Below are 12,892 nucleotides of genomic sequence, written 5' to 3'. Positions count from 1 at the left end.
TTTCCGTAAGGCGGCAGTTTGTGCCGCCGCCGTCAGAACCAGAAGCGGATGCCCATCACCAGGCTGGTGGCAGACGCCCCCTCCCCGCGGCGCGGGCGTAGCGGGCGGTGTCGCCGAAGCTGCGTTCCCAGTTGACGCCGATATAGGGCGCAAATTCGCGAGCGAACTCGTAGCGCAGGCGCAGGCCCAGTTCGACCGTGGAGAGGCCCGAGCCTGTGCCCAGTTCCGGCACGTCCTGCGCGGCGATATTCACTTCGGCGGCGGGTTGCAGGATCAGGCGCTGGGTGAGGCGCTGGTCATAGCTGCCCTCCAGCCGCAGATGGGCGTCGCCCTTGTCGGAGAGGAAGGCCTGCCCTTCGACTTCGAACCAATAGGGGGCGAGGCCTTCTATGCCGATCGTGGCGTAGGTGCGTTGCGGCTGGGGGCGGAAATCCTGGCGAACGCCAGCGACGATATTCCACCACGGGTCGATGGCGCGGCTGTAGAGCGCCTGGAGTTCGGCCTGGTGCAGGCGGCCGCCGATTGCGCCCTCCCCCTCCGACTTGATGGCGAGGCGGTCTATATCGCCGCCGATCCAGCCTTCGCCCTCCCAATGATAGCCGTCCGCGCCCTTTTGCGCGCGATATTCGAGGCGGTCGATCATGAGTTGGGAGAAGGTCATGCCGCCATTTTCCTTCGTCATGGCGGCGCGGGCGCGGGCCATGGTGGCAGGATCGTAGAGCGTGTCGGCGGCATGATCGGTGGGGATTGGGGGGGCGACGCCTTTGGGCACGGCGTCGTCGGATGCGGGCATAGCGTGACCGGCGTGGGGGTTGGCGGGTTGGTCCGTCGCCGGCTCTTGCGACGTTGGCGGCATCTGATGTGCACTATGGCCCATCTGGCTATGGTCTTGCGCGAAGGCGGGCGTGGCGGTGCTGGCGGCCAACAGCGTGGTGACGATCAGGCGGTTCATGCGGCATCCTCCGCAGGACGGACGGTAACGACGCGCATCATCCCGGCATGCATGTGCATCAGCATGTGGCAGTGGAAGGCCCAGTCGCCGAGCGCGTCGGCGGTGAGATCGAAGCTGATCTTGCCGCCGGGCAGGACGTTGACCGTATGCTTGCGCGGGTTGTGGGTCGGATCGTCGCCGGTCAGCAGCTGAAAGAAATGGCCATGGATGTGAATGGGGTGCGGCATCATCGTGTCGTTGATGAGGGTGATGCGGACCCGCTCATTATGGCGGAAGGCGATCGGCTCCGCGCCGTCGGACAGCTTTACCCCGTCGAAGGACCACATATAGCGTTCCATATTCGCGGTCAGGTGGATGTCGAGCGAACGGGTCGGCGCGCGGACATCCTGGTTGGGTTCGAGCGATCGCAGGTCGGCATAGGTGAGGACGCGGTGATCGACATCCTCCAGCCCTGTCGGCCGGTCGGCGGTGCGATCGGCCGGCATGGCGGAGAGGGTTGCAACCCCCGGTCCCATCGGCACTTGCGGCGCGACCGAGGGGTCCAGCATCTTCATGGCGTGGCCGGACATGCTGTCGTTGGCGGGTTGGCTCAAATCGATGACGCCCTCCTGCCCCATGTCCATGCCGGACATATCCATGCCCATATCCTTCATGGTGAGGAGCGGGCGTGCGCGCAGGGCGGGGATGGGCGCGACCATGCCGAGTTGCGGGGCGAGGGTCGCGCGGACCAGGCCGGAGCGGTCGATGGCTTCGGCGATCAGGCCATAGGCTTTGGCGTCGGTCGGCTGGACGATGACGTCGTAGGTTTCGGCGATGCCGATCTGAAACTCGTCCGTTTCGACCGGCTGGACATGCTGGCCGTCGCACTGGACCACGGTCATGGGGAGGCCAGGCAGGCGGACGTTGAAATTGGTCATGGCCGACGCGTTGATGATGCGCAGGCGCACGCGCTCTCCGGGCGTGAACAGGCCGGTCCAGTTTTCAGGCGTGCCATGGCCGTTGATCAGGAAGCTGTAGGTGGAGCCGGTGACGTCCGAAATATCGGTGGGGTCCATGCGCATCTTGCCCCAGTCCATCCGGTCCCTGGCGCTCTGGTCCTTGCCCTTGATGAGGCCAGCGAGCGTCTGGCGCTGCATATTATAATAGCCGCCGGACTGTTTCAGCCGCTTGAGCAGGATATGGGGATGGACCGGCGACCAGTCGGCCAGCACGATCACATGCTCGCGCGTGGCCTGCACCGGATCGGCACCGGCGGGATCGATGACGATCGGGCCATAATGGCCCATCGCTTCCTGCATGCCCGAATGGCTGTGATACCAATAGGTGCCGGATTGTCGGATGGGAAAGTCGTAGGTGAAGGTTTCGCCCGGGCGGATGCCGGGGAAGCTGATGCCGGGTACGCCGTCCATCTGGAAGGGCACGATCAGGCCGTGCCAGTGGATCGACGTGTCTTCCCGAAGCATGTTGGTGACGGCGAGCTGGACCCGCTGGCCTTCCTTCAGGCGGATCAGCGGCGCAGGGACGGTGCCGTTGATGGTGATCGCATGGGCGGAGCGGCCGCCGGTGCCGAAATGGCTTTCCCCCACCGTCAGTGCGATGCGATCACCCGATAGCACGCCCGGCGCGGGGTGCAGGCCCGGCGTGCCGCTGCGCGCCCAGGCGGGGAAAGCGCCCGCCATGCCGAGGGCGGCGGCGCTTTTGATGAGGGTGCGGCGGTCGAGGGGGGCGTTCGTCATGCCCCTTCATACGCGGGCGGGGCCGTCATCCCTCAATATTTCCGTCAATTTCGCGCGAGCGCGGTAGAGGCGGGTTTCAACGGCCTTTTCGGTGATGCCCAGGACTTGGGCGGTGTCTGTCTGGCTCATCCCCTCGATCGTGCGGAGCAGGAGGACGTCCTTGAGCTTGGTCGGCAGGCTGGCGATGGCCGCGTTGATGCGGGCGACTTCGCGCCGGGAATGGGCGGCTTCTTCCGGCGTGGCGTCGGAAGTGGCGACAGCAAGGGCATCGTCGATCGGTTTGGCGAAGGCGAAGAAGCGGCGGACGGTGCGGCGGCGCGCCCAGTCGCGGCATTTGTTGAGCGCGATGCGCGCGATCCAGACGCGGAACGGGCGCGCGCCATCATAGCGGGCGAGCGCGGCAAAGGCGGCGACGAAGCTTTCCTGCGTGATGTCGAGCGCTTCGTCAGCGTCGCCGATCGCGCCGCGCGCCAGCCGATAGACAGCGTCGCGGTGGCGCGCCATCAGCGCGCCATAGGCGGACTGATCGCCCGCCAGCGCGCGGATGGCGAGGGTCTGGTCGTCCGGTTCGGCGTCAAGGTCCGTCACTGGGCGGGCTGAGTCAGCGCCTTGACGATGGCGGCGTCGAACTGCGCCGCCTGATCGGGCCGCAGCACGCCGCGCATCGCAAAGATGTGCTGGAGCGTTTCCTTTTGCAATTGCCCCATGACGTGGTGCGAGCGATCGACGGCCTGCGCGACGTTGGGACCATAGCCATGCTCCGCCTCGATCGCGGCGGCGAGCCGTTGATTGTCGGCGCGCATGGCCGCCTCCAGCGCTTCTCGGCGTTTGGCGAAGCTGGCTTCGAGCGCATGGATGCGTTGTTCCTGCGTGGCGTCCAGCGTCAGTTTCTCATGCAGCAGGGCGTGGACCTGGCTTTCGACGCGCGGCGGTGGGGCGAGCCAGGTGCGCGCGACCAGCACCGCCGCCAGTGCCGCGGCGAAGGCAACCAGCGCGACCAGCGCATAGCGGCGGAGGGTCATTGGCCGAGCAGGCGCGAGGGCGCATAGTCAGACATGCCGATCGGCGTGGGTGCGGCCTGCGCCGATGTCGCTGGCACGATGCTGCCGACCCAGCCGATGCCCAGCGCCAGCACGCCCGCCAGCAGCAGGCTGCGCCGCGCGGTGATGCGGTCACGCCGCCGGGCCAGGCCGCCCATTACCGCCGCGTCGATATCGACCAGCCGCGCATCGGTGGGCATGGCGCGCACCGCGCCCAGTAACTGATCCAGATCGGCCATCGTCATTCTCCATCCTTACGTCAGCGCATACGCGCGGGGACCGCCCTGCCCCTCATGCGACCCACAGAAAAAATATGCGCATGGCGCGAGGGATCGGGCAAGTCCATGCGTAAACCCGGCATCACCCCTGACTGGAGACTGCCCCATGAACCGTTCTTTCCTGACCATTGCCGCCGTCGTCGCGATCGCCTTGCCCGGCGCCGTCAGTGCGCACAGCAAGCTGGTGTCGTCCACCCCGGCCGCCAATGCGACCGTCGCCAAGCCGACCAAGGTGACGTTGACCTTTTCGGAAACGTTCCTGGCGCCGCTGAGCGGGGCGGAGCTGACCATGACCGGGATGCCGGGCATGGCCAATCACGAACCGATGCCGATCAAGGGGTTCAAGACCGCCGTCGAGGGCAAGACGATGACGTTGACCTTCCCCCGCGCGCTGCCCGCCGGCAGCTATGACCTGAAATGGCATCTGGTCGGCGCGGACCAGCACAAGATGGAAGGCGGCTACAGCTTCAAGGTCAAGTAAGCCGTCATGACGCAGGGGGCGTTGATCGGTGCGCGCTTCGCGCTGATGATCGACCTCGCCCTGCTCATGGGCCTGCCGCTGTTCTGGTGGGTCATGGGCATGGCGGGTCGGCGCGGCGTGGTGGTGGCGCTGGCCTTGGGCGGCATGGCGCTGTCTGCGCTGTGGCTGTTCGCCAGCGTCGCGGCGATGACCAGCGTGCAGATCACGTCCCCGGATTGGCGGACGGCGGTCATTTTGTTGACGATGACGCCGATCGGGCCGGTGCTGGCTGTGCGTTGTGGCGCATTGCTGATGGCGCTGCTGTTTGCGGCGGCCGATCGCCAGCGTTTGGCAATGGTTCCGGCCGCCGTTGCTGCGGCGACGCTGGCGTGGACGGGTCATGCAGGGGCGACCGAAGATATGGCCGGGACGATCCACCAGATGGCCGATGTGGCGCATATCTGGGCGGCGGCGGGATGGATCGGGGCGTTGGCGGTGCTGTGCCATGCGGTGCTGGCGCTCCGCCCGACGACGGTCGAGATGCGGCGCGTCGCCATGATGCTGTCGCGCTTTGCGCTGATGGGGACGCTGATCGTCGTGACTTTGGTCGTGAGCGGCGCGATCAATGCGGTGATGATCGTGGGATGGGCGCAATTGCCCGCGCTGACGGGCAGTTTTTATGGGTGGCTGTTGGGGGCTAAGCTGGCGCTGTTCGGGGTGATGCTGGGGCTGGCGGGATTGAACCGCTGGCGGCTGACGCCGATGCTGGAGAGCGGGACGCCGCAGCGCGCGATCGCGCATCTGCGGCTATCGTTGCTGGTGGAAACGAGCGCGGCTGTGGCGATTATCGGGCTGGTGGCCTGGTTGGGGACGCTGGATCCGATGGAGTGAAGTACGGAGCGGCGTGTTCCCGCGCAGGCGGGAACCCAGTTGAAACGGCGGGACTGGGTTCCCGCCTGCGCGGGAACACGCTTTGCTTATCGTTCCTTATGCCGGGCGGTAGATGCAATAGACTTTCTTGACATGCACCTGGCTGTCCCAACTGCAGGACGCGCCCTGTTCGACCAGGAAGATGTCGCCCTGGTGGAAGGTGGCTTGCGCGCCGTCTTCATCCACGAAGGTGACGCTGCCGTCGAGCAGGTACATCAGTTCATAATGGCGATAGAGCATCGGGCGGCGATGATAGGGGGTCGAATCCCATGTGCCGACCATGAACTCGCCGTCTTCCGATTTATAGTCGCCATGGTTGCGGCATTGCGGGGTCGGGCCGACCAGCAGTTCGGCGAGCGGCGCGCCTGAAGGTTCGAGTTGGGCGTCGATATCGACCGGGATGATCGCGCCGTCGCCTGCTGGGCCACCGGTGCGGCGCATGAAAAACAGGCGGGTTTCCGTGTCGGCCGTCCAGGTGAAGGCCGCACCTTCGCGGAGCAGCAGACTGTCGCCTTCGGCCAATGCGAAAGACTGCCCGCCCTGTTCGATGCGCAGTGCGCCGGACGCGACGATCATGAACTCTTCGGCGGGCATGGCGGCGACAGCGCCGGTGCCGCATGGCAAGGCGATGAGGCCTGCGCTGATCGGGCCGTCCGCCAAAGGCAGAGCCGTGCGTGCGGTCAGGAAGGGGTTTCCGCCCAACGGCGCGACGGTGACATCCGCGGCCCAGGCGCGCAGGTCGATGAAGGAGCGGGTGCGCGATGCGGTGCTGGTCATGGCAGTCTCCGTGGAAAAATTCAGCCGGGAGACTAGCGCGGCGAGTGCGGCAGGTTGCGCCAAGGGGATGGGGAAGGGCCGCCATCCCTGCCGTTTGCGCTGTTCTGCGCCGCTATAACTGCCGCAGCGCGCGGGCGGGGCGGACGGACATGAGCGGGATCGCGCCTGCCAGGCCGATGCCCAGCGTCAGCAGCGCGCCGCCGCCCAGCGTCGCCAGCACGATCGGCCAGTCGGGCGACCAGCTAAATTCGAAGATGCGCACGATGACGAACCAGGCGGCCGTCGTGCCGAGCGCCAGCGCGACCAGCGCCAGCATGGAAGCAAGCAGGCCATATTCCAGCGCCTGGCCCGCCAATATCTGCCAGCGGGTCGCGCCCAGCGTTTTCAGGATGACGCTGTCATAGCTGCGCGCCTGGCGCGAGGCGGCGATGGCGCCGACCAGCACGGCGATGCCCGCCAGGATCGCGACCGAGGCGGCGGCGACGATGGCCTGCGCCATTTGTGTCATGATCGTGCCGACCTGATCGATCACGTCGCCCACCGCGATCACCGATATGCCGGGAAAGGCGGCGAGCAGGGTGCGGGTCATGGCGCTGTCGCGGCCGGGGTTCATGGTGATGGTTGCGGTCATGCTGTGCGGCGCGGTGGCGAGCACGTTGGGGGAGAAGACGAGGATATAGTTGAAGCCCATCGTGTCCCAATTGACCTTCCGCAGGGAGGCGATGCGGGCGGTGATTTCTCGGCCCAGTACGCTGACGGTCAGCGTGTCGCCGACGCCGATTTGCATGACCTTTGCCGCTTCCTCGTCCAGCGAGACGAGCGGTGGCCCGGCATAGTCGCGCGGCCACCATTGGCCTGCAGTCAGGTCGCTGCCCTGCGGCAGGACGGCGCTGTAGGTGACGCCGCGTTCGCCGCGCAGGAACCAGGCGCCTTCGGGCAATGCCTTCAGGTCAGCGACCTTTTGCGCGCCATAGGCGACGATCGTGCCGCGCAGGGTGGGGACGATGTTGAGTTGCGCTTCGGGCGCCTGGGCCAGGGTGATGGCGCGGAAGCGATCGGCCTGGGTCGAGGGGATGTCGAGCACGAATTGGTTGGGCGCTTTTTCCGGCACGACGTTGCGGATTTCACTATTGAGGCTGGTCTGGATGCCCGCCAGCGTCACGAACAGGGTGAGGGCGAGGCCGAGCGCGACGATCAGCGCGGCGGTCTGCGCGCCGGGGCGGTGGAGATTGGCGAGCGCGAGGCGCAGCAAAGGGCGGCGCGGGCGCGGGGCGATCAGGGCGAGGCGGCGCACGGCCCAGCCAAGGCCGAGCAGGAGCAGCAGCACTGCGGCGGTCGCGCCAAGGACGGCGGCGGAGAAGAGCGGTTCGCGCGCGGTGAACAGCGCCAGCGCGACGAGCAACGCCCCTGCCCCGGCCATGGCGGCAAGGCTGCGTCGGTCGATACCGCTGCCGCTTTCCACCGCGCCACGAAAGATCGCGGCGGCCGGTTGGGTGCGGGCGCGGCCGAGCGGCGGGAAGGTGAAGAGGAAAGCAATGAGCAGGCCATAAGCGGCGCTGGTCAGCAACGGTATGGCATGGAGGCGGAAGCCGGGGCTGACCGGCAGGACGTCGCCCGCCAGCGTGACGATCACCGACGGCAACAGTGCGCCGACGATGAGACCCGCGACGATGCCGAGCAATGCCACCGCGCCAACCTGCATGCGGTAGATGCGGCCGATATCGGCGGAGGTCGCGCCAAGCACCTTGAGGGTGGCGATGCCGCCGCGCTTGGCGGCGAGATAGGAGGCGACGCCATTGCTGACGCCGATCCCGGCGATGACCAGCGCGGCCAGGCCGATGAGCGAGAGAAATTGCCCCATGCGTTCGATAAAGCGATTGGCGCCAGGGGCGGCGCGATCCCGATCCTTCAATGTCCAGCCGTCGGCGTCATGCGCCTTTTCCATATCCTTACGCACGGTGGCGGGATCGAAACCGGGGGCGAGACGGATGCGATATTTGCTGCTGTAGAGGCTGCCGGGCTGGATCAGGCCAGTGCGGCGCAGGCCGTCGAGCGAGACGATGGCGACGGGGCCGAGGGTGAAACCTTCGCCCAGGCGATCGGGTTCGTCGGCGATGACGCCTGCTATGGTGAAGCTGGCGGTGCCGTAGCGCAGGCGGTCGCCGGGGCGGACGGCCAGCCGCTCCGCCAGCGCATCGCCGATCAGGATGTGGCTGGAATCGAGTGGACGATAAGTGCCGCTGCGCAGGGTGAGTGTGCCGTAAAGCGGGTAGAGGGTATCGACGCCCTTGAGTTCTGTGAGGACGGCAGGTGGCGCGTCCCCCCTCCCCTGCCCGTCCCGCTGGGCCATGGCGCGCAGGCGGATGGTTTCGCTGAGCGTGCCGAGCTGGCGGAAGGCTTCCTTGTCGCCGAGGCGCGCTTCGCGCTGGGTCATGGCGATTTCAATGTCGCCGCCCAGCAGCGTGCGGCCCCGGTCGCTGAGTTCCTGGGTGATCGCGGACGTCAGGCTGCCGATCGCGGCGAGGGTCGCGACACCCAGAAACAGGCAGAGACAGAGCAGGCGCAGGCCGCGAAAGCCCAGATGCAGGTCGCGCCGGGCGATGCGCCAACTGGCGCGCCAGCCAATGGCGTTCATATGGCGCGATCCGACAGGATGAGGCCGTCGCGCATTTCCACGATGCGCCCGCAGCGTTCCGCCAAAACCGGATCATGGGTGATGATCACGAGGGTCGCGCCCGCCGCCCGTTGCCGTTCGAACAACAGGTCCATGATGGTCGCGCCGGTGGTGGCGTCGAGATTGCCGGTCGGTTCGTCTGCGAAGAGCAGGGTCGGGCGCGGGGCTACGGCGCGGGCGATGGCGACGCGCTGCTGCTCGCCGCCCGAAAGCTGGGCGGGATAATGGTCGAGCCGGTGGCCAAGGCCGACGGCGCGCAGTTCGTCCGCCGCGCGACCAAAGGCGTCGGCATGGCCCGCCAGTTCCAGCGGCACGGCGACATTTTCATGCGCGGTCATGGTGGGGAGCAGGTGAAAGCTCTGGAGGATGATGCCGATGCGACCACGGCGGGCGCAGGCCAGCGCATCTTCGTCCAGCGCGCCGAAATCGACGCCGCCCACGCTGACGCTGCCACCGCTGGCGCGTTCCAGCCCTGAGAGTACCGCCATCAGCGAACTTTTGCCCGATCCCGATGCGCCCAATATCGCTAGGCTCTCGCCACGCAAGATGGTCAGGTCCACGCCCTTGAGGATCGCCACCGGCGCTTCGCGCGTTCCGAGCGAAAGCGTGACATCCTGCGCGCGGATCGCGATAGTGGCGGGATCGATGGGAAGATGCATGAAGAAGGAGCGCTCCTTGGGCCACAATTGGATGCAATATGGGGCGTTGGCGCTGATTGTCCAACTGGCGGTGGCCTGTTCGGATAAAACAGCGGCCCCTGCCCTGCCGGACAATGGAGCGCAGGTCGACAATGGCGCGCAGGCGGCGACGCCTGTGGCGGACGAACGGCTTGTCGTCGCGTTCGGCGACAGCCTGTATGCCGGCTATAATCTGGACCAGGACAAGGGGCTTGCGCCGGTGCTGCAGGCCGCATTGCAGGCGCGCGGGGTGAAGGCGCGGGTGATCAACGCCGGGGTGTCGGGCGACACGACGGCGGCGGGGCTGGCGCGGCTGGCCTTCACGCTGGACGGTTTGCCGCGCAAGCCCGACCTGGTGCTGGTGGGATTGGGCGGCAACGACATGCTGCGCGGGCTGTCACCGGTCGAGACGCGGGCCAATCTGGACGCGATATTGGCGGCATTGCAGAAGCGCGATATTCCTATCCTGCTGACGGGGATGATGGCGTCGCCCAATATGGGGCCGGATTATGCAGGCGCGTTCAACGCCATTTTCCCGGAATTGGCGCGTAAATATGATGCGACGCTCTATCCCTTCATGCTGGACGGCGTGATCGGCGACCGGGCGTTGCAGCTGCCCGATGGCATTCATCCCAATGACAAGGGGGTGACGGTGATCGTCGGCAAGCTGGCGCCGGTAGTCGCGGGGGCGCTGCCATCGTGAGCGGGCGGATCAGGGTCGGCCTGATCGGCTATGGCATGGCGGGGCGTGTGTTTCATGCGCCGCTGATCCGTGCGACGTCGGCGCTGGACCTGGTGGCGATCGCGACCAGCCGCGCGGATGCGGTGGCGGCGCTCGATCCGGCGATCCGTTGCGGGACGCAGGCCGATATCCTGGCCGATCCGGCGATCGATCTGGTGGTGGTTGCGACACCGAGTGCGACACATGCTGCGATTGCAGCGGATGCGCTGCGCGCGGGCAAGCATGTGGTGGTGGACAAGCCCTTCGCCCTGTCGCTGGCGGAGGCGCGCGATCTGGCGGCGTTGGCGAACGCGCACGGGCGGCAGTTGGCGGTGTTTCATAATCGCCGGTTCGATAGCGATTTTCTGAGCATCCGCGCCGCGATCGAAGACGGAGTGGTCGGGCGGGTAACCCATTTCGAGTCCCATTTCGATCGCTTTCGCCCGGAGGTGCGCGACCGCTGGCGGGAGGATGGATCACCGGGGTCGGGCGTGTGGTTCGACCTGGGGCCGCATCTGGTGGACCAGGCGCTGGCCCTGTTCGGCGCGCCACTGGCGGTCAGCGCCGATATCGCTGCGCTGCGGCCCGGATCGGCCTCTGATGACTGGGCGCATGTCGTGCTGCGCTATGACGGGATGCGGGTGGTACTGCACGCCAGCCTGACGGCACCCGGTGGCGACGCCGGCGGCAGTCCGCGCTTTACCGTGCATGGCGACAAGGGGTCGATCGTCAAATGGCGGATGGATCCCCAGGAAGCGCAGTTGATCGCGGGATCGCGGCCGGGCGATGCTGGCTGGGGCGTCGATCCTGATCCGGTCGAACAACGGGATGGCGATGGCGGGGTGATGCTGCGTCCGGCAGCCATCGGGTGCCAGCAGCTATTCTATAGTCAGGTGGCGCAGGCGCTGTTGACTGGACAGGCGCTGCCGATTTCGATTGAAGAGGCGTTGGGCGTACAGGCGGTTATCGACGCTGCTTTGCTGTCCGCACGCGACGGCCGGGTCGTGACGCTGCCCCTGCCCTGATGATTGAAGGAAAAGACATGGGTTTTCGTGTATCCGCGCTCCTGCTGGCCGCCGCGCTTGGCGCATCCGTCGCCCACGCCCGATCGGAACAGGGACAGCCCGTGGTGACGATCGCGGACGGAGCGTTGCGCGGTGCGGTGGATAATGGCGTCGTTGCTTTCAAGGGCATCCCCTTTGCCGCGCCGCCGGTGGGCGACCTGCGCTGGCGCGCGCCGCAGCCGGTGGCGCGCTGGCAAGGAGTGCGCGACGCCAGTCAGTACGGCCATGATTGTATGCAGTTGCCCTTTCCAAGTGACGCAGCCCCGCTTGGCACGCCACCGTCGGAGGACTGCCTGTATATGAATGTGTGGAAGCCGCAGGGCGCCAAGAGCAAACTGCCGGTGATGGTCTGGATCTATGGTGGCGGTTTCGTGAATGGCGGGTCGTCGCCGCCGACCTACGCCGGGGATGCACTGGCGCGGCAGGGCGTCATGGTGGTGAGTTTCAACTATCGGCTGGGGCGGTTCGGCACTTTTGCGCATCCGGCATTGACGAAAGCGGATGCGGACGGCGGGCTGCAGGCCAATTATGGTTATATGGACCAGATTGCGGCACTGAAATGGGTGCGTGCGAACATCGCGGCGTTTGGCGGCGATCCGGCCAATGTCACGGTCATCGGCGAAAGCGCGGGCGGCATGTCGGTCCACGCCTTGCTGACGTCGCCCATGGTCCAGGGACTGTTTCAAAAGGCGGTGATCCAGTCTGGCGGCCCGATGCCGATGGGCGACGCGACATTGGCGGCGGCGGAGCAGGTGGGCGCGGCCTTTGGACAGAAGAAGGGCATCGCACCGGGCGATCCCGATGCGCTGGCGAAATTGCGGGCGCTGTCGGCCGTTGCCGTGGTCGATGGGTTGAATCTGGCGGCGCTGTTCGCAGCGGGGCCGCGCATGCATAGCAGTCCGATCGTCGATGGACGGATCGCGGTCGATAGCCTGGCGGCCTATCAGGCGGGGCGCTTTGCCAAGGTGCCGGTGATGATCGGCGCGACCAGCGACGATATTGGCGGACCGAGCGGAGCGATGATCACCGGCGCGCGATCCATGGCGCAGCTGTTCGCCGCACAGGGCGTGCCGACCTATTATTATCGCTTTTCCTATGTCGCCCAGTCGCTGCGGACGGCCAGGACGAAGGGTGCGGGCCATGCCAGCGAAATCCCTTATTTTTTCGATACGGTAACGGCGAAATATGGCACCAAGGCGAGCGAAAGCGACAAGGATATGGGGCGGATGGCGAGCGGATATCTGGCCCGCTTCGTCAAGGCCGGCGATCCCAATGGCACCGGGCTGACCGCATGGCCCCGTTCTGATCGCAAGGGCATGATGATGCTCGATATGGGTAGGCCGGACAAGGTCGAGGCAGTCACTGACCAATGATGCCGAACGGGCGGCGACCGCGTGCCGGGACGTGTTATCGGTTGCTGCCCGGCGTGGTTTCGGAATCGCGCGGCCGTGTTATCGAGTTGCGATGGACGTGGGATCAGTTTGACCGACATCACTGCGACTCATGATGTTTCGTGCTGTTTCGCCACGAGTTTGGACCGGTAATCTCTGTAATCCCTCCATAAAATCTCTAAAGCGACGATC

The 12,892-nt window shown here is 66.4% G+C and carries 12 protein-coding genes and 1 pseudogene; 5 read left to right on the top strand and 8 right to left on the bottom strand.

From position 1 onward, the window contains the following. Nucleotides 1-32 precede the first annotated feature (32 nt). From U5A89_RS03555 to U5A89_RS03535, 5 genes and pseudogenes are all read right to left on the bottom strand, one after another. Nucleotides 33-952, bottom strand: a pseudogene (locus U5A89_RS03555) (copper resistance protein B). Continuing rightward, complete coding sequence (locus U5A89_RS03550; RefSeq protein ID WP_338159794.1) at nucleotides 949-2,688, bottom strand: copper resistance system multicopper oxidase; 1,740 nt, start codon at nucleotides 2,686-2,688, stop codon at nucleotides 949-951. The pseudogene U5A89_RS03555 and the gene U5A89_RS03550 overlap by 4 nt, the downstream one beginning before the upstream one ends. Before the next feature lie 6 nt (nucleotides 2,689-2,694). Next, entirely contained in the window at nucleotides 2,695-3,276 is a 582-nt protein-coding gene (locus U5A89_RS03545; protein WP_338159793.1) for an RNA polymerase sigma factor, read from the bottom strand. Then, on the bottom strand, nucleotides 3,273-3,710 hold the full coding sequence (locus tag U5A89_RS03540; RefSeq protein WP_338159792.1) for a periplasmic heavy metal sensor: 438 nt from the start codon (nucleotides 3,708-3,710) through the stop codon (nucleotides 3,273-3,275). Before U5A89_RS03540 ends, U5A89_RS03545 begins: the two co-directional genes overlap by 4 nt. After that, nucleotides 3,707-3,973 carry a hypothetical protein gene (locus tag U5A89_RS03535; protein ID WP_338159791.1) on the bottom strand — a complete coding sequence of 89 codons (267 nt, stop codon included), beginning with the start codon at nucleotides 3,971-3,973 and terminating at the stop codon, nucleotides 3,707-3,709. Before U5A89_RS03535 ends, U5A89_RS03540 begins: the two co-directional genes overlap by 4 nt. Nucleotides 3,974-4,112: 139 nt before the next feature. On the opposite strand from U5A89_RS03535, the gene copC reads away from it, so the two are divergent. Together copC and copD are read left to right on the top strand one after the other, a co-directional pair. Then, nucleotides 4,113-4,487: a copper homeostasis periplasmic binding protein CopC gene (gene copC / locus U5A89_RS03530; protein ID WP_338159790.1), complete on the top strand. Its 375-nt coding sequence runs from the start codon at nucleotides 4,113-4,115 to the stop codon at nucleotides 4,485-4,487. A gap of 6 nt (nucleotides 4,488-4,493) precedes the next feature. After that, nucleotides 4,494-5,357 carry a copper homeostasis membrane protein CopD gene (copD, locus tag U5A89_RS03525; RefSeq protein WP_338159789.1) on the top strand — a complete coding sequence of 288 codons (864 nt, stop codon included), beginning with the start codon at nucleotides 4,494-4,496 and terminating at the stop codon, nucleotides 5,355-5,357. Between the two features lie 96 nt (nucleotides 5,358-5,453). On the opposite strand, the gene U5A89_RS03520 is transcribed toward copD, so the two are convergent. The 3 genes from U5A89_RS03520 to U5A89_RS03510 form a co-directional block, all read right to left on the bottom strand. Next, a complete protein-coding gene (locus U5A89_RS03520; RefSeq protein ID WP_338159788.1) occupies nucleotides 5,454-6,173 on the bottom strand; it encodes a cupin domain-containing protein in 720 nt (239 codons plus the stop codon). 112 nt (nucleotides 6,174-6,285) lie between these two features. Further along, nucleotides 6,286-8,808 carry an ABC transporter permease gene (locus U5A89_RS03515; RefSeq protein WP_338159787.1) on the bottom strand — a complete coding sequence of 841 codons (2,523 nt, stop codon included), beginning with the start codon at nucleotides 8,806-8,808 and terminating at the stop codon, nucleotides 6,286-6,288. Next, complete coding sequence (locus U5A89_RS03510; protein WP_338159786.1) at nucleotides 8,805-9,506, bottom strand: ABC transporter ATP-binding protein; 702 nt, start codon at nucleotides 9,504-9,506, stop codon at nucleotides 8,805-8,807. Before U5A89_RS03510 ends, U5A89_RS03515 begins: the two co-directional genes overlap by 4 nt. Here U5A89_RS03510 and U5A89_RS03505 point away from each other — a divergent pair. The 3 genes from U5A89_RS03505 to U5A89_RS03495 are packed head-to-tail and all read left to right on the top strand — an operon-like array spanning nucleotide 9,505 to nucleotide 12,682. Then, on the top strand, nucleotides 9,505-10,227 hold the full coding sequence (locus U5A89_RS03505; RefSeq protein ID WP_338159785.1) for an arylesterase: 723 nt from the start codon (nucleotides 9,505-9,507) through the stop codon (nucleotides 10,225-10,227). The genes U5A89_RS03510 and U5A89_RS03505 overlap by 2 nt on opposite strands. Continuing rightward, nucleotides 10,224-11,270 (top strand): oxidoreductase, encoded by a 1,047-nt coding sequence (locus U5A89_RS03500; protein ID WP_338159784.1) that lies wholly within the window; start codon nucleotides 10,224-10,226, stop codon nucleotides 11,268-11,270. Before U5A89_RS03505 ends, U5A89_RS03500 begins: the two co-directional genes overlap by 4 nt. 17 nt (nucleotides 11,271-11,287) lie before the next feature. Then, nucleotides 11,288-12,682: a carboxylesterase/lipase family protein gene (locus U5A89_RS03495; RefSeq protein ID WP_338159783.1), complete on the top strand. Its 1,395-nt coding sequence runs from the start codon at nucleotides 11,288-11,290 to the stop codon at nucleotides 12,680-12,682. The last annotated feature ends 210 nt before the right edge of the window (nucleotides 12,683-12,892 follow it).

It is taken from the genome of Sphingobium sp. HWE2-09 (assembly GCF_035989265.1).
Taxonomy (GTDB): domain Bacteria; phylum Pseudomonadota; class Alphaproteobacteria; order Sphingomonadales; family Sphingomonadaceae; genus Sphingobium.
The sequence above is the reverse complement of the archived record's forward strand: the minus strand, read 5'-3'. Positions and strand labels throughout refer to the sequence as shown.

Bases quoted from the DNA above. Each gene is read 5' to 3' on its own strand.
- U5A89_RS03550 (WP_338159794.1), bottom strand. From the start codon at position 2,688: ATGACGAACGCCCCCCTCGACCGCCGCACCCTCATCAAAAGCGCCGCC.
- U5A89_RS03540 (WP_338159792.1), bottom strand. From the start codon at position 3,710: ATGACCCTCCGCCGCTATGCGCTGGTCGCGCTGGTTGCCTTCGCCGCG.
- U5A89_RS03535 (WP_338159791.1), bottom strand. From the start codon at position 3,973: ATGACGATGGCCGATCTGGATCAGTTACTGGGCGCGGTGCGCGCCATG.
- copC (WP_338159790.1), top strand. From the start codon at position 4,113: ATGAACCGTTCTTTCCTGACCATTGCCGCCGTCGTCGCGATCGCCTTG.
- copD (WP_338159789.1), top strand. From the start codon at position 4,494: ATGACGCAGGGGGCGTTGATCGGTGCGCGCTTCGCGCTGATGATCGAC.
- U5A89_RS03520 (WP_338159788.1), bottom strand. From the start codon at position 6,173: ATGACCAGCACCGCATCGCGCACCCGCTCCTTCATCGACCTGCGCGCC.
- U5A89_RS03515 (WP_338159787.1), bottom strand. From the start codon at position 8,808: ATGAACGCCATTGGCTGGCGCGCCAGTTGGCGCATCGCCCGGCGCGAC.
- U5A89_RS03505 (WP_338159785.1), top strand. From the start codon at position 9,505: ATGAAGAAGGAGCGCTCCTTGGGCCACAATTGGATGCAATATGGGGCG.
- U5A89_RS03510 (WP_338159786.1), bottom strand. From the start codon at position 9,506: ATGCATCTTCCCATCGATCCCGCCACTATCGCGATCCGCGCGCAGGAT.
- U5A89_RS03495 (WP_338159783.1), top strand. From the start codon at position 11,288: ATGGGTTTTCGTGTATCCGCGCTCCTGCTGGCCGCCGCGCTTGGCGCA.